23 protein-coding genes are annotated in these 24,774 nt (G+C 69.6%); 21 read left to right on the top strand and 2 right to left on the bottom strand.

Annotated features, from left to right (window positions below):
- Positions 1-9 precede the first annotated feature (9 nt).
- The 15 genes from murF (at position 10) to ACIGEP_RS06655 (ending at position 14,473) form a co-directional block, all read left to right on the top strand.
- On the top strand, positions 10-1,422 hold the full coding sequence (gene murF / locus ACIGEP_RS06725; protein ID WP_396660813.1) for a UDP-N-acetylmuramoyl-tripeptide--D-alanyl-D-alanine ligase: 1,413 nt from the start codon (positions 10-12) through the stop codon (positions 1,420-1,422).
- Positions 1,419-2,528 (top strand): phospho-N-acetylmuramoyl-pentapeptide-transferase, encoded by a 1,110-nt coding sequence (mraY, locus tag ACIGEP_RS06720; protein ID WP_396660812.1) that lies wholly within the window; start codon positions 1,419-1,421, stop codon positions 2,526-2,528. Before murF ends, mraY begins: the two co-directional genes overlap by 4 nt.
- Entirely contained in the window at positions 2,525-4,066 is a 1,542-nt protein-coding gene (gene murD / locus ACIGEP_RS06715) for a UDP-N-acetylmuramoyl-L-alanine--D-glutamate ligase (RefSeq protein WP_396660811.1), read from the top strand. The genes mraY and murD overlap by 4 nt, the downstream gene beginning before the upstream one ends.
- Positions 4,023-5,237: a putative lipid II flippase FtsW gene (ftsW, locus tag ACIGEP_RS06710; RefSeq protein WP_396660810.1), complete on the top strand. Its 1,215-nt coding sequence runs from the start codon at positions 4,023-4,025 to the stop codon at positions 5,235-5,237. The genes murD and ftsW overlap by 44 nt, the downstream gene beginning before the upstream one ends.
- 10 nt (positions 5,238-5,247) lie before the next feature.
- Positions 5,248-6,321, top strand: a complete 1,074-nt coding sequence (locus ACIGEP_RS06705) for a UDP-N-acetylglucosamine--N-acetylmuramyl-(pentapeptide) pyrophosphoryl-undecaprenol N-acetylglucosamine transferase (protein WP_396660809.1) — start codon at positions 5,248-5,250, stop codon at positions 6,319-6,321.
- A gap of 66 nt (positions 6,322-6,387) precedes the next feature.
- Positions 6,388-7,782 (top strand): UDP-N-acetylmuramate--L-alanine ligase, encoded by a 1,395-nt coding sequence (murC, locus tag ACIGEP_RS06700; protein WP_396660808.1) that lies wholly within the window; start codon positions 6,388-6,390, stop codon positions 7,780-7,782.
- Between the two features lie 2 nt (positions 7,783-7,784).
- Positions 7,785-8,789 (top strand): cell division protein FtsQ/DivIB, encoded by a 1,005-nt coding sequence (locus ACIGEP_RS06695; protein WP_396660807.1) that lies wholly within the window; start codon positions 7,785-7,787, stop codon positions 8,787-8,789.
- 158 nt (positions 8,790-8,947) lie between these two features.
- A complete protein-coding gene (ftsZ, locus tag ACIGEP_RS06690; protein ID WP_396660806.1) occupies positions 8,948-10,108 on the top strand; it encodes a cell division protein FtsZ in 1,161 nt (386 codons plus the stop codon).
- A 6-nt stretch (positions 10,109-10,114) separates the two neighbouring features.
- Positions 10,115-10,801 (top strand): YggS family pyridoxal phosphate-dependent enzyme, encoded by a 687-nt coding sequence (locus ACIGEP_RS06685; RefSeq protein ID WP_396660805.1) that lies wholly within the window; start codon positions 10,115-10,117, stop codon positions 10,799-10,801.
- Between the two features lie 32 nt (positions 10,802-10,833).
- On the top strand, positions 10,834-11,280 hold the full coding sequence (locus tag ACIGEP_RS06680; RefSeq protein WP_396660804.1) for a cell division protein SepF: 447 nt from the start codon (positions 10,834-10,836) through the stop codon (positions 11,278-11,280).
- 4 nt (positions 11,281-11,284) lie between these two features.
- Positions 11,285-11,587: a YggT family protein gene (locus tag ACIGEP_RS06675; protein ID WP_396660803.1), complete on the top strand. Its 303-nt coding sequence runs from the start codon at positions 11,285-11,287 to the stop codon at positions 11,585-11,587.
- Between the two features lie 114 nt (positions 11,588-11,701).
- A complete protein-coding gene (locus tag ACIGEP_RS06670; RefSeq protein WP_396660802.1) occupies positions 11,702-12,304 on the top strand; it encodes a DivIVA domain-containing protein in 603 nt (200 codons plus the stop codon).
- An 11-nt stretch (positions 12,305-12,315) separates the two neighbouring features.
- Entirely contained in the window at positions 12,316-12,921 is a 606-nt protein-coding gene (gene lspA, locus ACIGEP_RS06665; RefSeq protein ID WP_396660801.1) for a signal peptidase II, read from the top strand.
- Positions 12,908-13,831 (top strand): RluA family pseudouridine synthase, encoded by a 924-nt coding sequence (locus ACIGEP_RS06660; protein WP_396660800.1) that lies wholly within the window; start codon positions 12,908-12,910, stop codon positions 13,829-13,831. The genes lspA and ACIGEP_RS06660 overlap by 14 nt, the downstream gene beginning before the upstream one ends.
- A 72-nt stretch (positions 13,832-13,903) precedes the next feature.
- Complete coding sequence (locus tag ACIGEP_RS06655) at positions 13,904-14,473, top strand: GNAT family N-acetyltransferase (RefSeq protein ID WP_396660799.1); 570 nt, start codon at positions 13,904-13,906, stop codon at positions 14,471-14,473.
- A 3-nt stretch (positions 14,474-14,476) separates the two neighbouring features.
- On the opposite strand, the gene ACIGEP_RS06650 is transcribed toward ACIGEP_RS06655, so the two are convergent.
- Positions 14,477-14,950 carry an NUDIX hydrolase gene (locus ACIGEP_RS06650; RefSeq protein ID WP_396660798.1) on the bottom strand — a complete coding sequence of 158 codons (474 nt, stop codon included), beginning with the start codon at positions 14,948-14,950 and terminating at the stop codon, positions 14,477-14,479.
- A 48-nt stretch (positions 14,951-14,998) separates the two neighbouring features.
- Between ACIGEP_RS06650 and dnaE the strand changes: the two genes are divergently transcribed.
- From dnaE to ACIGEP_RS06625, 5 genes are all read left to right on the top strand, one after another.
- Positions 14,999-18,517, top strand: coding sequence for a DNA polymerase III subunit alpha (dnaE, locus tag ACIGEP_RS06645; protein ID WP_396660797.1), 3,519 nt, complete (start codon positions 14,999-15,001; stop codon positions 18,515-18,517).
- Between the two features lie 65 nt (positions 18,518-18,582).
- Positions 18,583-19,746 carry a hypothetical protein gene (locus tag ACIGEP_RS06640; protein WP_396660795.1) on the top strand — a complete coding sequence of 388 codons (1,164 nt, stop codon included), beginning with the start codon at positions 18,583-18,585 and terminating at the stop codon, positions 19,744-19,746.
- A gap of 20 nt (positions 19,747-19,766) precedes the next feature.
- A complete protein-coding gene (gene hisD / locus ACIGEP_RS06635; protein WP_396660794.1) occupies positions 19,767-21,068 on the top strand; it encodes a histidinol dehydrogenase in 1,302 nt (433 codons plus the stop codon).
- A gap of 13 nt (positions 21,069-21,081) precedes the next feature.
- Positions 21,082-21,555, top strand: a complete 474-nt coding sequence (nrdR, locus tag ACIGEP_RS06630; protein WP_396660793.1) for a transcriptional regulator NrdR — start codon at positions 21,082-21,084, stop codon at positions 21,553-21,555.
- Positions 21,556-21,592: 37 nt separating this feature from the next.
- The gene (locus tag ACIGEP_RS06625; protein ID WP_396660792.1) at positions 21,593-22,612 is read left to right on the top strand and encodes a quinone-dependent dihydroorotate dehydrogenase; all 1,020 of its coding nucleotides are present in this window, start codon (positions 21,593-21,595) and stop codon (positions 22,610-22,612) included.
- A 69-nt stretch (positions 22,613-22,681) separates the two neighbouring features.
- On the opposite strand, the gene ACIGEP_RS06620 is transcribed toward ACIGEP_RS06625, so the two are convergent.
- Positions 22,682-23,242 (bottom strand): DUF3043 domain-containing protein, encoded by a 561-nt coding sequence (locus ACIGEP_RS06620; protein WP_396660791.1) that lies wholly within the window; start codon positions 23,240-23,242, stop codon positions 22,682-22,684.
- A gap of 52 nt (positions 23,243-23,294) precedes the next feature.
- Here ACIGEP_RS06620 and ACIGEP_RS06615 point away from each other — a divergent pair, with 52 nt between their 5' ends.
- A complete protein-coding gene (locus ACIGEP_RS06615) occupies positions 23,295-24,686 on the top strand; it encodes a dipeptidase (protein WP_396660790.1) in 1,392 nt (463 codons plus the stop codon).
- The last annotated feature ends 88 nt before the right edge of the window (positions 24,687-24,774 follow it).

Genomic DNA, 24,774 nt, shown 5'->3' with positions numbered 1-24,774 from the left:
CACCCCAGCATGATCCGGATGACGCTCGCCGAGGTGACGCACGCCGTCGGCGGCACCCTGCACCTCCACGGCACCGACACCCCGGAGATGGTGGTCTCGGGAACAGTCGACACCGATTCGCGGGAGATGGGGCCCGGCTCCGTCTTCGTGGCCAAGCCCGGCGACGCGACGGACGGCCATCTGTTCGTCGATGACGCCGTCGCCGCCGGTGCCTCGCTGGCGATCGTGCAGCGACCCGTCGACGTCGCGGTCTCCCAGGTCGTCGTCGACGACGCGGTCCGCGCCCTGGGCGCGCTCGCCCGGGAGGTCGTCGCCCGCGTGCGCATGCGGGGGGAGCTTCGTGTGGTCGGCATCACCGGGTCGAACGGCAAGACGACGACGAAGAACCTGCTCGCCCGGATCCTTCAGGACGAGGGGCCGACCGTCGCGCCTCGTGCCTCGTTCAACAACGAGGTCGGTGCACCGGTCACGATGCTCCGCGTCACCGAGGACACCCGATTCCTCGTGAGCGAGCTCGGTGCATCGCGCCCCGGTCGGATCGCGGAACTCGCCGGCCTCATCACCCCCGACATCGGTGCCGTACTGATGGTGGGCCTCGCCCACGCCGGCGGCTTCGGCGGAGTCGAGGCGACGCAGAAGGCCAAGACGGAGCTCGTGCAGGCCCTCCGCCCGGGCGGAACGGCCGTTCTCAACGCCGACGACGCGCGGGTGGCGGCGATGGCCGCCGCAGCCGCGGAGCGCGGCGCCGACGTGCGGTGGTTCGGGCGCGGCCCCTCTGCCGATGTCCGTGCCGTGGACGTGGACGTCACGGCATCCGGAACGACCGCCACCATCCTCGTCGACGGACGACGCCTGCCCTTGCACCTGCGGGTGCTCGGCGAGCACCACGTCATGAACGCGCTGGCTGCCATCACCGTCGCGCACGTTCTCGGGGTGGATCCCGCGGACGCGGTCGAGCGGATCGGTACCGTCGAGATCGCCGAGCGGTGGCGGATGCAGCCCCTCGGGAGCGACCGTGTACGCATCATCAACGATGCGTACAACGCGAGCCCCGATTCGATGGCGGCGGCTCTGCGCACCGTGGCCCAGATCACCGAGCCCGGCCAGCGCAAGGTCGCCGTCCTCGGGGCGATGACCGAGCTCGGCGAGCAGGCGGGGGAGGAGCACGACCGCATCGGACTCCAAGCCGTCCGGCTGCGCTACGAGCGCATCGTGGTGGTCGGCTCAGCGGCGCGACGCCTCTACCTGGCCGCCATCAGCGAAGGGTCCTGGGACGGTGAGGCGGTGTTCTTCGAGACCGCGGACGAGGCGTACGACTACCTGATGACCGAGCTCCGCGACGGCGACCGGGTGCTCGTGAAGTCCTCGAACGCCGCGGGACTCAGGTTCCTCGGCGATCGTCTGGGAGAATCGTTCTCGTGAGATCTCTGCTGGCCGCTGCGACGATCTCGCTGGCATTCACCCTCTTCCTCACGCCCCTATTCATCCGGCTCTTCCGGAAGATCGGATGGGGTCAGGTCATCCGCACGCCGGAGGACATCAACAACCCGAGTCATCACACGAAGCGCGGGACGCCGACGATGGGCGGCATCGTCTTCATCCTGGGGACGATGGTCGGGTTCTTCGTCGGCAGCTATACGGGCGGAACCGAACCGACGGTGTCGGGGCTGCTCGTCCTGTGGATGATGGTGGGTCTCGGCATCATCGGCTTCATCGACGATTACATGAAGGTGAGGTCGCAGCGCAGCCTCGGACTGTCCGGGTGGCGCAAGATTGTCGGGCAGGTGGCCGTCGCCGTCCCGTTCGGCGTCATGGCGTTGAGCTTCCCGAACCAGTACGGCGAAACCCCGGGCTCCGCCTACATCTCCTTCTTCCGCGACATCCCGACGCTGTCCTTCATGGCACTGGGGGCCGTCGCGGGCTGGATCCTCTACCTCCTGTGGATCTCGTTCATGTCGGTCGCGTGGTCCAACGCCACCAACCTCACCGACGGGCTCGACGGCCTCGCCGCCGGTGCGGGGATCTTCAGCGTGTCCGCCTACGCGCTGGTCACCTTCTGGCAGCTGCAGCAGCGCTGCCACTCCGCCGCACTCGCCACCGAGTACACCGCCGCCTGCTACGACACCCGCGACCCGATGGGGCTGACGATCGTGGCGGCATCCTTCGTGGGCGCCCTCGTCGGCTTCCTCTGGTGGAACGCCCCGAAAGCGAAGATGTTCATGGGCGACGTCGGGTCGATGGCCATCGGCGGTGTCATCGTCGCGATGGCCGTCCTCAGCCGCACCGAGATCCTGTCCGTCCTGCTCGCCGGCGTCTTCATCATCGCCCCGGCGTCGGTCATCCTGCAGCGGTACTACTTCAAGGCGACCGGCGGCAAACGCCTCTTCCTCATGAGCCCGTTCCACCATCACCTCGAGATGCGCGGATGGCCCGAGATCACCATCGTCGTGCGCATGTGGGTCATCGCCGGCATCTTCGCGATCTTCGGCGTGGCGCTCTTCTACGTCGGCTGGCTGGCCGCCGTATGACGGCCGACCTCAGCCGGCTCACCAGCTGGCACGCCGATTGGTCGGATCTGCGGGTGGTCGTGCTCGGCCTGTCGATGACCGGGTTCTCTGTCGCGGACACGCTCGCGGAGCTCGGCTCGGACGTCCTCGTCGTCACCGAGAACGCCGACGAGGAATACGCGCGGCTGCTTCCCGTGATCGGAGCGCGGCTCTGGCAGGGCCGGCTCGACACCGTCCCGGACGACCTCGTCGCCCACCGGCCCGATGTGGTCATCGCGTCCCCCGGATTCCCGCCGCATCACCCCGTCGTCTCGTGGGCACGCGAGGCGGGGGTGGCCGTCTGGGGAGATATCGAGCTCGCGTGGCGCGTCCGCGACAAGGTGCTGCGCGCCGACGGATCGCCGGCGGACTGGGTCCTCATCACCGGGACGAACGGCAAGACCACCACGACGCAGCTGACGGCGACCATGCTTGTGGCGGGCGGACTGCGCGCGGCGCCGTGCGGCAACATCGGCGTGCCGGTGCTCGACGCGGTGCGCGACCCCGCCGGCTTCGACGTCCTGGTGATCGAGGTCTCCAGCCACCAGCTCTGGTATCTGAGCCTGCAGAACGGCGCCGATCGGGTCTCGCCGTACGCGAGCGTCTGCCTGAACCTCGCCGCCGACCACCTCGAGTGGCACGGATCCTTCGACGCCTACCGCGACGCCAAGGCTGTCGTCTACCAGAACACCCGGGTCGCGTGCGTCTACAACAAGAGCGACGTCGCGACGCGCGAGATGGTCGAGGACGCCGAGGTCGTCGAGGGATGCCGCGCGATCGGCTTCGATCTGGGGGTGCCGGGGCCGAGCGATCTCGGCGTCGTGGACGGAATCCTCGTGGACCGTGCCTTCCTCGAGGAGCGGAGGACGAACGCCCTCGAACTCACCACCCTGGAAGAGCTCGCGCAGGCGGGGCTGACAGCGCCGCACGTCGTCGCCAACATCCTCGCGGCCGCCGCGCTCGCCCGCTCGCTCGATGTGCCGCCGGCGGCGATCCGCGACGCCCTCCGCGGCTTCCGCCTGGATCCCCACCGGATCGAGGTCGTCGCCGTGGCCGAGGGCGTGACATGGGTCGATGACTCCAAGGCGACGAACCCGCACGCCGCGGCATCCTCTCTCCAGGCGTACCCCGGGGCGGTCTGGGTCCTCGGGGGCCAGCTGAAGGGCGTCGACATCGACGAGCTCGTCGCCGCACGCGGTCCCGCCGTGAAGGCGGCGATCGTCATCGGCGTCGACCGGTCCGCGATCGTCGCGGCATTCGCGCGACACGCGCCGACGGTGCCGCTGTTCGAGGTCGACCACGCTCAGACTGAGGACGTCATGACCGAGGTCGTCGCGCTGGCGGCGGGCGTCGCGCAGGACGGAGACGTGGTCCTCCTCGCTCCGGCCGCGGCATCCTTCGACCAGTTCGCCTCGTACTCGGATCGCGGCCGGCGCTTCGCCGACGCGGTGAACGCACGGAGGGGAAAGGACGCCGGTGACGACCACGACCGACCGTCCGGCCCCGTCGGATCCGGCTGACCGCGGCTCGTCCGCCTTCACGGCGCGCGTCGCCCTCGGCAAGGTATTCGCCCCGGTCCCGAGCGAGTTCTTGCTCATCGCCTCGACGGCGCTGATCCTCACGATCTTCGGACTCGTCATGGTGCTGTCGGCGACGATGGCGACCTCGGGTGAGGGCGGGCCGTTCCAGACCGTCATGCGCCAGGCGATGTTCGCCATCCTCGGCGTGCCTCTCATGTTCGTCTTCAGCCGACTGCCGGTGACGTTCTGGAAGCGCATTTCGTGGCTCGCACTCGGTGTGGCGCTGGCGTTCCAGCTCCTCGTCTTCACGCCGCTCGGATACGAGTTCGACGGCAACCGCAACTGGATCTCCATCGCCGGTGTCCAGGCGCAGCCATCGGAGTTCCTCAAACTTGCCTTCGCGCTGTGGCTCGGTTACGTGCTCTACCGCAAGCACACGCTGCTCGGGTTGTGGCGCCACGTGTTCATCCCCGTCGTCCCCGTCGGTGCCATCGTCATCGGATCCGTCGTCGCGGGTCGGGACCTCGGCACCGCCATGATCCTCGTCCTGATCCTGCTCGGCGCTCTGTTCTTCTCCGGCGTGAAGCTGCGGGTGTTCATCATCCCCGTGGTGGTCGCCGTCGTGGTCGTGGCGGTGCTGGCCCTCACGAGCGCCAACCGCATGGCGCGCATCGCGAGCTTCCTGAACCCGAACTGCATCGACGACTACCTGACCTCCTGCTACCAGCCGCTGCACGGGATCTGGGGTCTGGCGAGCGGTGGCGTCTTCGGTCTCGGGCTCGGCAACTCGCGCGAGAAGTACGCGTGGCTGCCCGCGGCATCCCACGACTACATCTTCGCCATCGTCGGCGAGGAACTCGGCCTCATCGGATGCGTCGTCGTCCTCGCGCTGTTCACGCTGTTCGCCGTCGGCGCCTTCCACGTGATCCGCAAGACCCACGACCCCTTCATCCGCATCGCGGCGGGCGGCATCACCGTCTGGGTCGTCGGACAGGCCCTCATCAACATCGGCGTCGTGCTGCGCGTGTTCCCGGTGCTCGGCGTTCCACTGCCCTTCATGTCGCAGGGAGGAACCTCCCTCGTCTCGGTGCTGATGGCCTGCGGTGTGCTCCTCGCCTTCGCGCGGACGCTCCCCACCTCGGCGCCGGTCACCGCTCCGACCCGCCGGTAGGCTCGATCCGGTGACCACCTACCTCTTGGCCGGCGGGGGCACCGCGGGCCACGTCAATCCGCTGCTCGCTGTCGCCGATGCGCTGATCGCCCGCGACCCGGGCGCCACGGTCCTCGTCCTCGGCACCCGCGAGGGCTTGGAGGCCCGGCTGGTCCCGCAGCGCGGATACGAGCTGCTGGTCGTCGACAAGGTCCCGTTCCCGCGTCGACCGGATGCCGCGGCGCTCCGGTTCCCGGCGCGGTTCGCGCGCGCGGTGCGTCAGGTCCGCAGCCACATCCGCCAGCGCTCGGTCGACGTCGTCGTCGGATTCGGCGGGTACGCCTCGGCTCCCGCCTACGTCGCCGCGCGCCGCGCGCACATCCCGGTCGTCGTGCACGAGGCGAACGCCAAGCCGGGACTCGCCAACATCCTGGGCGCGCGCGGAGCCGCGGCATCCGGTGTCGCCTTCGAGGGAACCCCGCTGCGCGGTGCCGAGGTCGTCGGGATGCCGCTGCGCCCCGAGATCGTCAACCTCGACCGGGCAGCCCTCCGAGCCCCTGCGGCGGCGGAGTTCGGACTGGACCCCGCCCGCCCCGTCCTGCTCGTGTTCGGCGGATCGCTCGGCGCCGTCCGGCTCAACCGAGCGTTCGCCGACGCGTGGCAGGACATCGTCGGCGCGGGCTGGCAGATTCTGCACGCCGCGGGGGAGCGCAACGACATCGCCGACCCCGGCGACCCGGCCTACCGGATCGTGCCCTACATCGACCGTATGGACCTCGCCTTCGCCCTCGCCGACGCCGTCGTCTCGCGATCCGGCGCGGCGACGGTCAGCGAGCTCAGCGCGCTCGGACTCCCGGCCGTCTACGTGCCCTATGCGGTGGGCAACGGGGAGCAGGCCTTGAACGCGGCGTCGGCGGTCGCGGCCGGGGCGGCCGTGATCATCCCCGATGCGGAACTGGCCGGCGACCGCATCCGCTCGAGCGTCGTCCCCCTCCTGACGGACGGATCCGCACTCGAGCGCATGCGCGCGGCCGCCGCACAGGTCGGCACCCGCTCGGGAAGCGAGAACGTCATCCGCCTGATCGACCGCGCTCTCGCCCGCTGAGCAGGCAGCGACGGGCCAGCGCGCCGCAGCGACCTCGCAGTCTGCCCGACCTAGACTTGTCGGGCCATGATTCGCCCCGATCTCACGCTCCCCATCCCCGCGGACATCACCGCCGCCCACTTCATCGGGATCGGCGGTTCCGGGATGTCGGGCCTCGCCGGCATGTTCCTCGATCGCGGCATCCGCGTCTCGGGCTCGGACCGATCCGACAGCGCGGCGATGCAGGCGCTCGCGGCGCGCGGAGCGGAGGTCCACGTCGGGCACGACGCCGCGAATCTGCCGGATGACGTCGATGCCGTGGTGTTCACCGGAGCGATCTGGCCCGAGAATCCCGAATACCTCTTGGCGAAGGAACGGGGCGTGCCCGTTCTGCACCGGTCGCAGGCGCTGCACTGGCTCGTCGGCGGTCGCCGCCTGGTGAGCGTCGCCGGCGCGCACGGCAAGACCACCTCGACCGGCATGATCGTCACCGGCCTCCGCGCGATCGGCGCCGACCCGACATTCGTCAACGGCGGCGTCATCGCCTCCCTGGGCGTCTCGAGCGGCACCGGTTCGGATGACCTGTTCGTCATCGAGGCCGACGAGTCGGACGGGTCCTTCCTGCTCTACGACACCGCCGTGGCGCTGATCACCAACGTCGATCCCGACCACCTCGACCACTGGGGATCGCGCGAGGCGTTCTACGAGGGCTTCGTCCGTTTTGCGGATGCCGCCTCGCAGGCCGTCGTCATCTCCGCCGACGATCCGGGAGCCCGCGAGGTCGCCGCATCGCTCTCGCACGGCAACGTCGTGACGTTCGGAGCGGCTGCGGAGGCAGACGTCCGTGTCGGCGACATCGTCACCGACGGGCCGGTCTCCTTCACGCTCCATCACGGCGGGCAGTCGGCGTCCGGTGCGCTCAGCGTTCCGGGCGCGCACAACGCCGTCAACGCCGCCGGTGCGGTCGCCGTCCTCCTCACCCTCGGATACGAGCTCGAGCCGGCGCTGCGCGCCGTCGAGCAGTTCGGCGGCACCATCCGTCGGTTCGAACTCCACGGCGTCCGAGCCGGGGTGGCGGTATACGACGACTACGCGCACCACCCGACCGAGGTCGACGCCGCTCTGGCGGCGGCACGCACGGTCGTCGGCGACGGACGCATCATCGCCGTCCATCAGCCCCACACCTACTCGCGCACGCAGGCCATGTACCGCGAGTTCGCCGACGTCCTCGAGTCGCGCGCCGACCACACCGTCGTCCTGGACGTGTACGGCGCCCGTGAGGACCCCGTCCCGGGCGTCACCGGCGCCCTGGTCAGCGGCGCGTTCACCGATCCGGACCGCGTCCGCTTCGTCGCGGACTGGCAGCAGGCCGCCGAGTACACGGCTTCCGTCGCGCGCCCCGGTGACTACGTCATCACCCTCGGCTGCGGCGACGTGTACCGCATCATCCCGCAGGTCCTCGACGCGCTCGGACAGGACTGAGGATGCGGCGGCCGTCCCCCCTGCCGACGCCGCCGGAACGTCGATCCGCTCCGGAGGCACCTCCCGTCGACCCGTCGCCGGTCGATCCGCCTCGCGTGGAACCGTTTGCACAAGACCGGGACCCGTCGCCGGAACAGATCACCGAGGTCATCGAGCCGTCTCGTCCGGGCCGTCTCGTCCCGTTCGCGCCGGCGGTCGCCGCCCACGACGACCCGCCTGAGCAGAAGGCTCCGGATGCCGGCGGGCGCCCTCTCGGCGTGCGGGACGTCTGGGCGGCGGCGCGCGCCCGCCGCCGGGCCCTGCGTCGCGAGGTGCGACGGTTCACCGTGCGTCAGCGCCGGCGTCGCTACGTCTGGATCGCCTCTCTCGCCGCCGTCCTGATCGTCGGGTTGGGGGCGGTGGCAACCGCCTACAGCCCCCTCTTCGCCGTCTCCCGCATCACGGTCCTGGGGACGGATCGCCTCGACCCCGACGCGGTGGCGGCGGCCTTGGCGGGGGAGAAGGGGACTCCGCTGGCGCTCGTCGATTCCAGCGCGGTGAAGGCGGCTCTCGTGGGTTTCCCGCTCGTGGAGAGTTATTCGATCGAGGCTCGCCCGCCCCAAGACCTGGTGGTGCGGATCATCGAACGCACCCCGGTCGGTGTGGTCTCGACCCGCGGAGGCTTCTCGCTCGTCGATGCCGCCGGGGTCGTCCTGTCGACCTCCGAGGAGGCGCCGAAGGGCTATCCGGTGATCGAGGCGTCCGGCGGTGTCGGATCGCGCGCGTTCCGCGCGGTCGGCGCCGTGTACCGCTCGCTCCCCGAGGGCCTGCGGAACCAGGTGACCGCGATGGCCGCCACGACGCCCGACGATGTGACCCTCACGATCGACGGGGCGGAGGTCGTGTGGGGGAGCTCCGACGACCCGGTGGAGAAGGCGCGCGTGCTCACGGCCGCGATGGCGGCCAAGCCGCCCTCCGAGGTCGAGGAGTACGACATCTCCTCGCCCGGCGCGGTCGTCATCCGCTGACCCCGGTGTCAGATCGCGCGACACGCCCACGACGCTGCGCCCGCGCGTCGCCGTGCCGCTTACCTTCGGAATCAGGAATTGCATACTCGGCAATTCTTTAAACCTCTGGTTGAGGTTGAAGGTTTGCACTCGAGGTTCAGGACGATACGGAGGCCGGCGTGAGCCAGAACCAGAACTACCTTGCTGTGATCAAGGTCGTTGGCGTGGGCGGTGGCGGTGTCAACGCCGTCAACCGCATGATCGAGCTCGGCCTTCGCGGCGTCGAGTTCATCGCCGTCAACACGGACGCCCAGGCGCTGCTGATGAGCGACGCCGACATCAAGCTCGACGTGGGCCGCGAGCTCACGCGTGGTCTCGGCGCCGGCGCCGACCCCGAGGTGGGTCGACGCGCCGCGGAGGACCACGCCGAGGAGATCGAGGAGGCGCTCGCGGGCGCCGACATGGTCTTCGTCACGGCGGGCGAGGGCGGTGGCACCGGAACCGGTGGCGCACCCGTGGTCGCCCGGATCGCGAAGTCGATCGGCGCGCTGACGATCGGTGTCGTGACGAAGCCGTTCTCGTTCGAGGGTCGCCGTCGTCAGACCCAGGCCGAGTCCGGCGTCTCGAAGCTCAAGGAAGAGGTCGACACCCTCATCGTGGTGCCGAACGACCGTCTGCTCGAGATCAGCGACCGCGGCATCTCGATGATCGAGGCCTTCGCCACGGCCGACCAGGTTCTCCTGGCCGGTGTGCAGGGCATCACCGACCTCATCACGACGCCCGGTCTCATCAACCTCGACTTCGCCGACGTCAAGTCCGTCATGCAGGGCGCCGGCTCGGCCCTCATGGGCATCGGATCCGCTCGCGGCGCGGATCGCGCCATCAAGGCCGCGGAGCTCGCCGTCGAGTCGCCCCTGCTCGAGGCGTCGATCGAGGGCGCGCACGGCGTGCTGCTGTCGATCCAGGGTGGCTCGAACCTCGGCATCTTCGAGATCAACGACGCCGCGCAGCTCGTCAAGGAGGCCGCGCACCCCGAGGCCAACATCATCTTCGGTACCGTCATCGACGACACCCTCGGTGACGAGGTGCGTGTGACCGTGATCGCCGCCGGTTTCGACGGCGGCGAGCCGCAGGTGAAGGTGGAGCCGATCACGGCATCGCGTCCGGCATCCGCTCCGGTCCTGCCGCCGCTGCCCGCCGACACGGTCGCCCGTGACCTCGCAGCGGCCGAGAACAGCGGTCGCGAGTCGGTGTCTGTGTCGACCCCTGCCTCGTCGTCGAGCGACTACGACTCGGCGTTCGGCGATGACGACCTCGACATCCCCGACTTCCTGAAGTAACCCCTCGTGGATCTGCGTTCGCGGCTCGCCGACATCGATGCGCGCATCTCTGATGCCGCTCGGTCGGCGGGTCGCGATCCCGCGACGATCACCCGCATCGTCGTGACGAAGTTCCACCCTGTGGAACTCGTGCAGGATCTCGCTGCCCTCGGTGTCGCCGATGTCGGCGAGAACCGGCAGCAGGAACTCAGCGCGAAGCGCACCGCGTACACGGGATCGCCGCTGCGCTGGCACTTCATCGGTCAGGCCCAGACGAACAAGGCGAAAGCCGTACGACGGGATGCCGATGCCGTGCATTCGCTCGATCGTTCGCGGCTCGCCGACGCGCTCCATGCCGCCGCCCCCGAAGGGGAGGAGGGCGTCCTGGACGTCCTCATCCAGATCAACCTGACCGACGACCCCGGTCGCGGGGGCGTTCGGCCCGAGGGTGTCGAAGAGCTGGCGGAGCACGTCGCGGCATCCTGCCCGACGCTGCGGCTGAGAGGCGTCATGGCCGTCGCGCCCCTCGACGAGGCGCCCGCCGCGGCCTTCGCGCGGCTCGCCGACCACGCGGCGCGCGTGCGTCGTGTGGTGCCCGATGCCGACTGGATTTCCGCCGGGATGACCGGCGACTTCGCCGAGGCGATCGCTGCGGGTGCGACACACCTGCGGATCGGATCGGCAATCACGGGCCCGAGGCCCGTGCACGGTTAGCCTCAACACAGACGAGCAATACGGAGGATGCGATGTCGAACCCGCTCAAGAAGACCATGGTGTACCTGGGCCTCGCCGATGAGGAAGAGGTTTACGAGGAGCCGGCTCCCCGCCGCGAGATGCAGGTCGAGAACAAGACCGCTCCGGTGACCCCCATCCACCGTCCCGCCGTCGTCCGTCAGCCCGCTCCGGCCACCGTCAGCGAGATCGTCACGGTGCACCCGAAGCAGTACCGCGACGCCCAGATGATCGCCGAGAACTTCCGCGACGGTATCCCGATCATCATCAACCTGTCGCAGATGAGCGATGCCGACGCCCGCCGTCTCATCGACTTCGCCAGCGGACTCTCGCTGGGGCTGTACGGCCGCATCGAGCGCGTGACGAGCAAGGTCTTCCTCCTGTCGCCTGAGAACGTCGCCGTCTCCGGCGAGGGGGCGATCGCTCAGGGCGACGCCGACTCCACGCCCTTCACCCACTGACGTCGTGTCGGTCGTCGGCCTCATCGCCGGGATCCTCAACGCGCTCCTGCTCATCTACGTGCTGTTCCTCCTGGCACGGCTGGTGCTGGAGTACATCCCGATGTTCAACCGTGAGTGGCGTCCGCGCGGCGGCTGGCTCGTTTTCGCCGAAGTCGTGTTCACCGTGACCGATCCGCCGCTGAAGTTCTTCCGGCGGTTCATCCCGCCGCTGCGCATCGGCCCCGTCGCACTGGATCTCGCCTTCCCCATCACGATGCTGTGCTGCTTCGTGCTGCTGTCCGTCACGCAGGTTCTCAGCCGCGTGTGACGGCCCCGTCGTCGCACCCACGACGGCCGCGGACTATGCTGTCGGGGTACGGCTCGCGCCTCGCGGGTCTTCATTGACCGGCCCGCTTCCTGAGCCCCGAAAGAGGAAAGACACATGCCTTTGACTCCCGAAGACGTCGTCACCAAGCAGTTCCAGCATGTTCGTTTCAAGGAGGGTTTCGACCCCGATGAGGTCGACGACTTCCTCGACGAGATCGTCGTCGAATGGCGCAAGACCATCGCCGAGAACGAGGAACTGAAGGCGAAGCTCGCGGCGTACGAGTCCGGTGAGACCCCCGCCCCCGAGGCCGCACCCGCCCCTCAGGAAGACGCCGTCGAAGAGACCCCGGCTCCGGCCGAGCCTGCCGCCGAGGCGCCCGCCGCCGGCGCAGCCGCCCCCGCCGCGGCATCCGCCGGCATCATCGAGCTCGCGCAGCGTCTCCACGACGAGCACGTCGCCGAGGGCAAGGCGCAGAAGGAGAAGCTCATCTCCGAGGCGCAGGCCGAGGCCGACGCCATCCTCAACGAGGCCCGCTCGAAGGCCCGCGACGAGATCTCCCGCCTCGAGAGCGAGCGCGGCACCCTCGAGGGCCGCATCAGCGAGCTGCGTCAGTTCGAGCGCGACTACCGCGTCCAGCTCCGCAGCTTCATCGAGGAGAAGCTGCGCGACCTCGACGTCGCCGGTACCTCGGGCTCGACGCCCATCCCCGCGTCCTGACCACTCGCACGTTGTCGAGCCGAACGTCCGCGTCGCGGACGACACTGCGCGCCGCAGCGGCCGGCACCACCATCGCGATCCTCGCGGTGCTGGTGCTGGCCGCTGATCAGTTCACCAAGTTCCTCGCCCTCGAGAACCTGCCCGAGCGGCAGGCGGTACCGGTGCTCGGGGACTTCCTCCAGCTCTATCTGACCTTCAACCCGGGAGCCGCATTCTCCCTCGGCGAGGGCGTCACCTGGGTCTTCACCCTCGTTCTCGCTGCCGCCGCGGTGACGATCATCGTCCTCGCGGTGACGCGGGTGCGGTCGCGTGCGTGGGCGATCGTCCTCGGACTGCTGCTCGGCGGCATCCTCGGAAACCTCGGCGACCGCCTGTTCCGGGCTCCCGGTTTCCTGGTCGGACACGTCGTCGACTTCATCCACACGCCGTGGCTCTGGCTCGGGTTCCCGTCGGCGATCTACAACGTCGCCGACTCCTTCATCGTCACGATGATGCTCGCCGTCGCCATCCTCGTCCTGCTCGGCATCCGCTTCGACGGATCACGGGAGAAGGATGCCGCGGCGACCGCCGACGACGAGGCCCCGGCGGCATCCGCCGATCCGCATGCCCAGCCGTAGCCTTCCCGTCCCCGACGGCCTCGACGGGACGCGGGTGGATGCCGCCCTCGCCAAGCTCCTCGGCTTCTCGCGGACGTTCGCGGCGGAGGTGGCTGAAACCGGAGGCGTCGAACTCGACGGACGCGCCGTCGGCAAGTCCGACAAGCTCGTCGCCGGCGCCTGGTTGCAGGTGGACTGGGAGGACAAGCGCGGCCCCGAGATCGTCCCCATCGCGGTTCCCGACCTCGGCATCGTGCACGATGACGACGAGATCGTCGTCGTGGACAAACCCGCAGGTGTCGCGGCGCACCCCTCGCTGGGCTGGGAGGGTCCGACCGTGGTCGGCGCTCTCGCGGCCGCGGGCTTCCGCATCGCCACGTCCGGCGCCCCCGAGCGGCAGGGTGTCGTCCACCGCCTCGACGTCGGCACGAGCGGGCTGATGGCGGTGGCCAAGACCGAGCGTTCCTACACCGCGCTGAAGCGGGCGTTCAAGGAGCGCGAGGTCGACAAGATCTATCACACGGTCGTCCAGGGGCACCCGGATCCTCTGGTCGGGACGATCGATGCACCGATCGGGCGGCATCCCCACCACTCGTGGAAGTTCGCCGTGACGCCCGACGGCAAGGATTCGGTGACGCACTACGAGACGCTCGAGGCGTTCCCTCGGGCCTCCCTGCTCGAAGTGCACCTCGAGACCGGGCGCACGCACCAGATCCGCGTGCACATGGCCGCGCACCGGCATCCGTGCGTCGGCGACCCCCTCTACGGCGGCGACCCCACACTCGCACGGCATCTGGGACTCACCCGGCAGTGGCTGCACGCCCGGGAGCTCTCGTTCGCGCATCCGGGGACGGGGGACTGGTCGACGTTCCGGTCCGAGTACCCGGCGGATCTTGCGCATGCCCTGGAGATGCTGCGCGACCAATCGTGAGCCGTTCGGTCGGAATCTCGACCAGGACGAGAGAGTGGTGCGGGCGTCGGCGGTAGGCGGCATCCTGCTGTCATGACCATCGACGTCCGCCCCGCCACCTCCTTCGACGACGTCGCGACGATGGTGGGGCCGAAGCGTCCCGACGCCAACGTCTGCTGGTGTCTGAGCTATCGGCTCCCCGGCCCCGAGCACCGGTCGCTGTCCGGCCCTGCGCGCGGTGCCCGCGTGCGAGAGCTCGTGGCCGAGGGTCCGCCGGGTGTCCTCGCCTACGACGGTGACGACGTCGTCGGATGGGCGGCGGTCCATCGCCGGGCCGACACCTCCTTCGCGACGAACCGGCGGATCCCGCACGTCGACGACCTCGACGTCTGGTCGGTCTGGTGCATCCGCGTCCGGCCCGGTCACCGGGGCGAGGGGATCTCCCACGCGCTGCTCGCGGGAGCCGTCGACTTCGCCCGATCCGAGGGCGCGCCCGCGATCGAGGGTTACCCGGTCGACAATCGAGGCGAGAAGGTCGATCTCACGATGGCGTACGTCGGCACCCGGGGTCTGTTCGAGCGCGCCGGTTTCGAGAAGGCCGCCGACACCGACTCGGTGCTGAACGGATTCCCCCGTGTCCTGATGCGCCTCGATCTGCGCTGAGGATCAGCGGCCGCCCGCGAAGCTCGCCGGGTCGTCCTCTGCGATGGCGAGGGCGATCTTGCGGACGTGGGTCTGATCGACGTCGATCAGTTCGCCGAGCCCGAACCACCCGACCTCGGTGAGTTCGCCGTCGGCGGGATGCGGCTCGCCCGAGACCCAGTCGCAGCGGAAGACGAGGTCGAGGTAGTCGACCTCGTCGCCGTTCGCGTAGACGATGCGCGGGATCTGCTGGACGGCGGCGAGGCGGGTCGCCCGGACCACGACGCCCGCCTCCTCGCGGCACTCGCGGACGGCCGCATCGGCGGGCTCCTCGCCCGGGTCGACGATGCCCGACACCGGCTGCCACGAACCGTTGTCCGCGCGCCGTCCGATGAGCACCTTCTCGTCCCGGAAGACGATCGCGGTGACCCCCACGAGAGGCAGTGGGGAGGTGCCGATCTTCTCGCGCAGGGCGAGGACGAACTCGGGAGTAGCCATGCCGACCAGCCTAGGTCCGGTGTCGGACCCGGAACGTAGACTCGACCCGTGGCATCCGACTCCTTCGTCCATCTGCACGTGCACAGCGAATACTCGATGCTCGACGGGGCCGCGAAGATCGGCGCGATGACGCAGGCGGCGGCCGACTACGGGATGCCGGCGATCGCCGTCACCGACCACGGCAACACGTTCGCCGCCTTCGAGTTCTACCGCGCGGCCCAGTCCGCCGGCGTCAAGCCGATCATCGGGCTCGAGGCCTACGTCACCCCGGGGACGCACCGCAGCGACAAGTCGCGCGTCGCCTGGGGGTCACCCGATCAGAAGAGCGACGACGTGTCCGGCTCGGGCGCCTACACCCACATGACGATGTGGAGCCAGAGCACGGAGGGCATGCACAACCTCTTCCGCCTCAGCTCGCTCTCGAGCATCGAGGGCTACTACTTCAAGCCGCGCATGGACCGCGACCTGCTGCAGACCTACGGCAAGGGCCTGATCGCCACGACGGGCTGCCCCTCCGGTGAGGTGCAGACCCGTCTGCGTCTCGGACAGTACGAAGCGGCGCGCGCCGCGGCGGCGGAGTTCCAGGACATCTTCGGCAAGGAGAACTACTTCGCCGAGATCATGGACCACGGTCTGTCGATCGAGCGTCGCGTGATGACCGACCTCATCCGCCTGTCGAAGGACCTCGGCATCCCGCTCGTCGCGACCAACGACTCGCACTACACGCACCAGCACGAGGCCGACGCCCACGCCGCCCTTCTCTGCGTTCAGTCGGGCTCGACGCTCGACGACCCGAACCGCTTCAAGTTCGACGGCGACGGGTACTACATCAAGACGGCGCAGGAGATGCGTCAGCTCTTCCGCGACCACCCCGAGGCCTGCGACAACACGCTCCTCATCGCGGAGCGCTGCGAGGTCGAGTTCAACACCTCTGCGAACTACATGCCGCGTTTCCCCGTGCCGGACGGCGAGACCGAGGACAGCTGGCTCATCAAGGAGGTCGAGGCGGGCCTGCACTACCGCTACCCGGACGGCATCCCCGACCGCGTCCGCAAGCAGGCCGAGTACGAGACCGGCATCATCCTCCAGATGGGCTTCCCCGGCTACTTCCTCGTCGTCGCCGACTTCATCAACTGGGCCAAGGACAACGGCATCCGCGTGGGTCCTGGACGCGGTTCGGGTGCGGGGTCAATGGTCGCGTATGCCATGCGCATCACCGACCTCGACCCGCTCGAGCACGGCCTCATCTTCGAGCGGTTCCTCAACCCCGACCGTGTGTCGATGCCCGACTTCGACGTCGACTTCGACGACCGTCGCCGCGGCGAGGTCATCGACTACGTGACCGAGAAGTACGGCTCCGAGCGCGTCGCGCAGATCGTCACCTACGGCACCATCAAGTCCAAGCAGGCGCTGAAGGATGCCGGCCGCGTGCTCGGATTCCCCTTCTCCATGGGCGAGCGCCTCACCAAGGCGATGCCGCCGCCCGTCATGGGCAAGGACATGGAGCTCGGCGGCATGTTCGACCCGAAGCATCCGCGGTACAAAGAGGCGAGCGAGTTCCGCTCGCTCATCGACACGGACCCCGAGGCGAAGACGGTCTTCGACCGTGCGATCGGTCTCGAGGGCCTGAAGCGGCAGTGGGGCGTCCACGCGGCCGGCGTCATCATGTCGAGCGAGCCGTTGATCGACATCATCCCGATCATGCGGCGCGAGCAGGACGGCCAGATCGTCACGCAGTTCGACTACCCGTCGTGCGAGACCCTCGGGCTCATCAAGATGGACTTCCTGGGGCTGCGCAACCTCACGATCATCTCGGATGCCCTCGACAACATCCGGTCCAACCGCGGGGAGGAGCTCGACCTCGAGCACCTCGCGCTCGACGACCGACCGGCGTACGACCTGCTCAGCCGCGGCGACACCCTCGGCGTGTTCCAGCTCGACGGCGGACCGATGCGGTCGCTCCTGCGCCTCATGAAGCCCGACAACTTCGAGGACATCTCGGCCGTCATCGCGCTGTACCGACCGGGCCCCATGGGGGCGAACTCCCACACGAACTACGCCCTGCGCAAGAACGGCGTGCAGCCGATCACACCGATCCATCCCGAGCTCGAGGAGCCGCTGCGCGAGATCCTCGACACGACTTACGGCCTGATCATCTATCAGGAGCAGGTCATGGCGATCGCGCAGAAGGTGGCCGGCTTCTCGCTCGGTCAAGCAGACATCCTGCGTCGTGCGATGGGTAAGAAGAAGAAGTCCGAGCTCGACAAGCAGTACGAGGGCTTCTCAGGCGGCATGAAGGAGCGAGGCTTCGGCGAAGGCGCCATCAAGGCCCTGTGGGACATCCTGCTGCCGTTCTCCGACTACGCGTTCAACAAAGCCCACTCCGCCGCGTACGGTCTCGTGTCCTACTGGACGGCATACCTCAAGGCCCACTATCCCGCCGAGTACATGGCCGCGCTCCTCACCAGCGTCGGCGACTCGAAAGACAAGATGGCGGTGTATCTGAACGAATGCCGACGGATGGGCATCCGCGTGCTCCCGCCCGACGTGGGCGAGTCGATCCGCTACTTCGCCGCCGTCGGCGAGGACATCCGCTTCGGCCTCGGGGCGGTCCGCAACGTCGGCAGCAACGTGGTCGACGGGATCGTCGCCGCACGCGCCGACGGGCCGTACACGAGCTTCCACGACTTCCTCGCGAAAGTCCCCGCGCACGTCGCCAACAAGCGGACGGTCGAGTCCCTGATCAAAGCGGGTGCGTTCGACTCGCTCGGTTCGACGCGGCGCGCGCTCATGGAGATCCACGAGGACGCGACCGAACAGGCGGTGCTCGACAAACGGCGTGAGGCCAACGGCGAGGTCGGGTTCGACTTCGACAGCCTGTGGGGCGACGACGAGCCGCAGCAGGTCGCCCGCGTCCCCGAGCGTCCCGAGTGGACGAAGAAGGACAAACTCGCCTTCGAACGCGAGATGCTCGGCCTCTACGTGTCGGATCACCCGCTCGCCGGGCTCGAGATCCCGCTCGCCAAGCACGCCTCCACGTCCATTCACGACCTGCTCGTGTCCGAGGACATCTCGGACGGCGACATCGTCACGATCGCGGGGCTCGTCACGAGCGTGCAGCATCGCGTCGCGAAGCAGAGCGGCAACCCCTACGGCATGATCACGGTCGAGGACTTCGACGGTGAGGTGACCGTCATGTTCATGGGCAAGACGTACACCGAGTTCCAGTCGATGCTGCAGGCCGACTCGATCCTCGTCGTCCGGGGGCGGGTGTCGCAGCGTGATGACGGTCGCAACCTGCACGGTCAGTCCGCCTTCGTGCCCGACCTCGGGTCGGTCGATGCCGCCGGGCCGCTCGTCCTCCTGCTTCCCGAGCACCGGGCGACGGAGACCACGATCGGCCAGCTCGCCGCAGTGCTGGAGCGGCATCCGGGGGACACGGAAGTGACGCTGAAGCTCCACCGTGGCGGCGTCGCGAAGGTCTTCGAGGTCCCGGCGCAGGTGGGGGTGACGGTGGATCTCTACGGCGAGTTGAAGGGTCTGCTGGGACCCCAGTGTCTGGGCTGAGTCCTTGACACCGCGCGGGGTAGGATCGCAGGCGGCGCCCCTCGGCGCTGTGCGGAAGGAGCATCGTGACCGACCAGAAGCCGACCCCCGAGACGCCCGAAGAGAACGGCAGCCCTGTCGAGGACCTCGACATCACCGTCGTCCGCGCGCCCGAGACGGCGGTGTACGACACCTCGTCCGCCGACAACGAGACAGAGGCGTACGACTTCTCGTCGGATGCCGCGTCCGAGGAGCGGGCCCCTGCGCCCGCCACGGACGCCGAGACGTCGGTCGCCGGCGCGGAGAACGCTGCGATCGAGCCCCAGAACACGCCCGCGGTCGACGCGGCCGCCCCCGCACCTGAGGCTGCAGCAGCCATCCCCGCCGAGGGCGCCGCGACCACTGACGTCGCGGACCACGCGGAGTCCGGGCACGTCCCGCCGCAGTACGGCATCGGACCGTTCTCGCTGCGCGAGGTGTCGCTGGTGGGCGTCTGGCTCCTCGCCTTCCTCTTCTCGTTCTTCCCGCTGTACGCCGACAACCCGTACACGCAGCTCCTCGGCGGTTCGAGCGTCTGGACCTCCGGCATCGACTGGATCCTCGCCATCGGCGCACCGACTGTCGCGGTCTTCCTCATCGTGCTGCGCCGCTTCTCGCCCGACGGCATCCGACGGGTCGGCTCCTTGGGGATCGACCAGTTCGCCTCGGTCGCCTTCTCGGTGTCGGCGGTGATCTGGCTGAGCTGGCTCTGGACCAACATCGCCCGCGGCGCGGCCACCGGCGTGTGGCTGAGCAGCTGGGTCGTGTGGGTCGAGGTCCTTCTGATGGCCGCCGGTGTCGCCCTCACCGTCGTCGCCCCCTTCATCCCGCCGTTCCACGAGGACTTCCTGCACCGCCGTGAGACCGTCTCGCACCGCGTCGCGCGGGGTGCCCGTCCGGTCGTGGCGCGCCCGATCTCCGACGCCCGCTTCACGATGGCGGCACCGTCGGTCGACCCCGACCCGGCACCGCTGGGCGACCCCATCGAGGATGACGAGCCCGCGCCCGCCCCGGCGTCGGCGCACCAGGCGTTCTGGGCTCTCGCGCCGGTCGAGCGTGACGTGGTGGACGAGAGCGGCACCCCCGTGTTCCGCATCGGGCCGACCGCGTGGGCGCTCGTCATCGAGGACCGCGGCGACTCTTTCGTCGTGCGCCACGAGGACGGCCGGATCGGCTACCTGACGGACGTCTCGGGTGTCACCCGGGGCTGACCCGCCGGTACCCTGGAGGGATGCTCCGCACGATCGACCTCCGTGGTCGCGCCGTCACCCCGGCCGACCTCCTCGCCGCCGTTCCCCGGGCCACCGCCGCACGCGACGAGGCTCTGGTCACGGCCGCGGCCGTCGTCGCGGACGTCGCCGCCAGGGGAGAGGTCTCCCTCCGTGAGCAGGCTGCGCGTTTCGACGGCGTGGAAGATCACGAGATCCGCGTCCCCGATGCGCACCTCGACGAGGCGCTGACGTCGCTCGATCCCGCGATCCGCCGTGCGCTCGAGAACGCGATCGATCGGGTGCGCCGCGCGTCGGCGGCTCAGGTGCCGGCTCCCGTCGTCACCGAGATCGGTCCCGGTGCCCGGGTCGAGCAGCACTGGCGACCGGTGCGCCGGGCGGGTGTCTACGTGCCCGGCGGTAAGGCCGTCTATCCCTCGAGCGTGGTCATGAACGTCGTGCCCGCGCAGGTCGCCGGCGTCTCGCAGGTCGCCCTCGCCTCTCCGCCGCAGCGGGACCACGGCGGCCGGGTCCACCCGGTCATCCTCGCCGCGGCTCGTCTCCTCGGGATCACCGAGGTGTACGCGATGGGAGGCGCGGGCGCGATCGGTGCCTACGCCCACGGCGTCCCCGGGCTCGCTCTCGATCCGGTCGACGTGATCTCGGGTCCGGGCAACAACTTCGTCGCTCTCGCCAAGCGCGTCGTGGCGGGCATGGTCGGCACCGACTCTGAGGCGGGCGCGACCGAGATCCTCATCGTCGCTGACGACTCCGCCGATGCGCGGCTGGTCGCCGCCGATCTGGTGAGTCAGGCCGAGCACGATGAACAGGCCGCCGCCGTCCTCGTGACGGATGCGCCCGCCCTCGCCGAGGCAGTCGTCGTCGAGGTGGAACGTCGCGCGGCTGCGACGCACCACGCCGACCGCGTCGCCCAGGCGCTCTCCGGTCCGCAGTCCGCCGTCGTCCTCGTCGACGACATCCCCACCGCGACGGCGTTCAGCAACGCCTACGCCCCCGAGCACCTCGAGCTTCACCTGCGCGATCCGCGCCCCGAGCACTACGTCAACGCCGGCGCCGTCTTCGTCGGCGCCTGGACGCCGGTGAGTCTCGGCGACTACCTCGCGGGCAGCAATCACGTGCTGCCGACGGGCGGTCAGGCGCGCTACGCGTCCGGCCTCTCGGCATCCACCTTCCTCCGACCGCAGCAGGTCATCACCTACGACCGCGATGCCCTCCGGGCGGTGCACGACGACATCGTGACACTCGCGGGTGCCGAGGTCCTGCCGGCGCACGGCGAGGCCGTGACGGCCCGCTTCGACGCGTAGGCTGGATGCCGCCATGCACTGCCCGTTCTGCCGTCACTCCGATTCCCGTGTCATCGACTCGCGCACGAGCGATGACGGGCTCAGCATCCGTCGTCGCCGACAGTGCCCCGAGTGCGGCGGCCGATTCTCCACGATCGAGACGGCGAGCCTGAACGTCATCAAGCGGTCCGGTGTGATCGAGTCGTTCAGTCGCGAGAAGGTCATGTCCGGGGTGCGCAAGGCGTGCCAGGGGCGTCCCGTCACCGAGGCGGACCTCGCCATGCTCGCCCAAGCCGTCGAAGAGGCCGTCCGTCAGACCGGCGTCTCCCAGATCGACACGAACGAGATCGGTCTCGCGATCCTCGGACCCCTTCGCGAACTCGACGAGATCGCCTACCTGCGGTTCGCGAGCGTGTACCAGGCGTTCGAGACGCTCGACGACTTCGACGAGGCGATCGCGCTGCTGCGCGCGGACCACGCGGAGCGCGTCGCGCGCGACGAGGTCTGACCGCGGCATCCGCGCCGTCGCCCTAGGCTGGGAGCCGATGTATCGACTCCTCTTCGACCTCGTCCTCCGCCGACTGGACCCCGAGACGGCACACCATCTCGGCATGGTCGTCATCCGCCTCGCCGCGGCGCCGCCGTTCTCGTGGATCGCGCGGGCCCTCACGCGACCGGCGCCGCAGTTGCGCACGGAGGCGCTCGGCCTCGTGTTCGACTCGCCCTTCGGCGTCGCCGCCGGCTTCGACAAGAATGCGGTCGGTGCCCTCGGCCTGCACGCGCTCGGGTTCGGCCACACCGAGGTGGGCACGGTAACCGCGATCCCGCAGGACGGCAATCCGCGACCGCGGCTGTTCCGCCTCCCGGCCGATCGCGCGCTGATCAACCGTATGGGCTTCAACAACGACGGCGCGGCGGTCGTGGCGGGCCGTCTTGCGCGCATGCGGCGCCGCGCACACCGCCCCGTCCTCGGCGCGAACATCGGCAAGTCCCGGGTCGTGGACGTCGCCGACGTCACGGCGGACTACGTCGCGAGCACCCGCCTGGTGGCCCCCGTGGCGGACTACCTCGTCGTGAACGTGTCGTCCCCGAACACTCCCGGGCTGCGCGGCCTCCAGGCCGCCGAAACGCTGCGTCCCCTGCTGACCGCGGTGAAGGATGCCGCAGGTGCGACCCCCCTCCTCGTGAAGATCGCCCCCGATCTCACCGACGACGAGATCGACGGCATCGCCGCCCTGGCCGTCGACACCGGGTTGGCCGGCATCGTGGCCACGAACACGACCATCGCCCGGACCGGGCTGACGACGGATGCCGCACGGGTCGAGGCCATGGGCGCCGGAGGTCTCTCCGGTGCCCCGCTCAGGGAGCGCTCGCTCGAGGTGCTCCGCCGGGTGCGCGCTGCGGTGCCCGCCGATTTCTGCGTGATCGCCGCCGGGGGAGTGGAGACCGCGGCGGACGTCCGCGAGCGTCTCGCCGCCGGGGCGGACCTCGTCCAGGGGTACAGCGCCTTCATCTACCGCGGACCGCTCTGGGCCCGAGAGGTCAACCGCGGCCTGGTGCGCTGAGTTCTGGTCTCCGCGCAACGAGAACGGCCCCGCACCTGGAGGTGCGGGGCCGTCGTCGTTCTCGAACGATCAGCTCGGGTACTGGCCGCGCTTGACCTGCGGCTTCGGCAGACGCATGAAGCGCATCTGCACCGAGCGCATCGCCGCGTACCAACCGAGGCCCTTCTCGCGGCGGTCGCCCCACTTCGCGGCGGCGAGCTTCTTCACCTTGCGCGAGAGCATGATCATGTCGGCGACGACGAAGAGCAGGTACGCCCAGAGTCCGACGTACGCGTAAAAGACGATCGCGGTGTTCGGAACGAGCGCGAACAGGATCACGATGACGAGCAGCGGCATGACGAGCTCGCCGAAGTGCCACCCGGCGTCCGTATAGTCGCGCGCGAAGCGTCGCTGCGGACCACGGTCGCGCGGTGTCAGATACCGCTCGTCCCCGTTGGCCATGCCGATGCGTGCCTTATCGCGCTGCGCAGCGAGCTCCGCCTTCGCGCGGGCCCGAGCTTCCTTCGTGTTCGCCACGAGGGGCCGCTTGCGCGCCGCTTCCTGCTCGGCGCGCGTGGGCGTCGGGCGGTTCTTCCCGGCGCCGGTGGGGGCGTCGGGGGCGGTGTCGGCGGGGGGCGGTGTCTTTGCCACGGGGCGGTTCCTCGGAATCGGCGAAAAAGGCGTGCGACATAAGATTACCCGCATGACTTCCGACACCACCCGGTCTTCCGCGGTGCGGGAGGCGGCCCTCACCCAGGTCCCCGCCGCCCTCGCCGACCTCGGCTCGCTCGTCCGCATCCCCTCCATCGCCTTCCCCGGGTTCGACCGGGCCGAGGTGCAGCGCAGCGCCGAAGCGGTCAAGGCGCTCGTCGATGGGCTGGGGATCTTTGAGCGTGTGGAGATCCGGACCGCGGTGATCCCCGAGACGGGGCAGGAGGGGATGCCGGCGGTGCTGGCCACGCGCCCCGCGCGCAGCGGTCGGCCGACGATCCTGCTCTACGCGCATCACGATGTGCAGCCGGTCGGCGACGACTCGCTGTGGGAGTCCCCGCCCTTCGAGCCGACCCTGCGGAACGGCCGCATCTACGGTCGCGGCGCGGCCGACGACAAGGCGGGCATCATGGCTCACATCGGCGCGCTCCGTGCGCTGGTCGAGGCGGTCGGTTCGGACTTCGACCTCGGGGTGAACCTGTTCTTCGAGGGCGAGGAGGAGGCCGGGTCGGCGTCGTTCGCGCAGTTCCTGAGCGACAACGCCGAGGCGTTGCGCGCCGACGTCATCGTGGTTGCGGACTCGGGCAACTGGGACTCCGAGACGCCGGCGCTGACGGTGTCTCTGCGCGGCAACGTCCGCTTCACCCTCGACATCGAAACGCTCGATCACGCGTCGCACTCCGGCATGTTCGGCGGCGCCGTGCCGGATGCGATGCTCGCTGCGGTCACCCTGCTGGCGACGCTGTGGGATGAGGACGGTGCGGTCGCCGTCGACGGGCTCGAGTCACGGGATGCGGCCACGCCGCCGTACTCGGAGGAGACCCTGCGGAGCGAGGCGGGCCTCCCCGAGGGTGTATCGCCGATCGGCCGCGACGAGATCCTCAGCCGCATCTGGAACAAGCCGTCGATCACCATCACGGGCATCGATGCGCCGAGCGTGCGGAACGCGTCGAACACGCTGTCGCCGAAGGTCTCCGTCGTCATCAGCACCCGTGTCGCCCCCGGCCAGGCCGCCGCCGATGCGTTCGCCGCGATCGAGGCCCACCTCCGTAGCCGGGCACCGTTCGGAGCGCGGCTGACCTTCCGTGACGTCGACTTCGGCAACCCCTTCCTGGTCGACACGTCCGGACCAGCCGTCGAGGCCGCGCGGGCGGCGCTCGAGAGCGGCTACGGGCGCAGCCCGATCGACATCGGCGTGGGCGGCTCGATCCCCTTCATCGCCGATCTGGTGCGCGAGTTCCCGGGCGCCGAGATCCTCGTGACGGGCGTCGAGGATCCGCACGCCCGCGCGCACAGTCCCAATGAGTCCCTGCACGTCGAGACGTTCCGCAAGGCGCTGGTGTCCGAGGCGCTGCTGCTCGCGGCGCTCGATGCATCCGACTGATCCGCAGCGACGATCCACCCGAGTCGCCGGGCCGACGGGCGCGCCGGGACGTAGAATCGAGAGAGCACGCCGCCCCCGTTCCTCAAGA

The organism is Microbacterium sp. NPDC077663, assembly GCF_044542795.1.
Classification (GTDB): domain Bacteria; phylum Actinomycetota; class Actinomycetes; order Actinomycetales; family Microbacteriaceae; genus Microbacterium.
The sequence above is the reverse complement of the archived record's forward strand: the minus strand, read 5'-3'. Positions and strand labels throughout refer to the sequence as shown.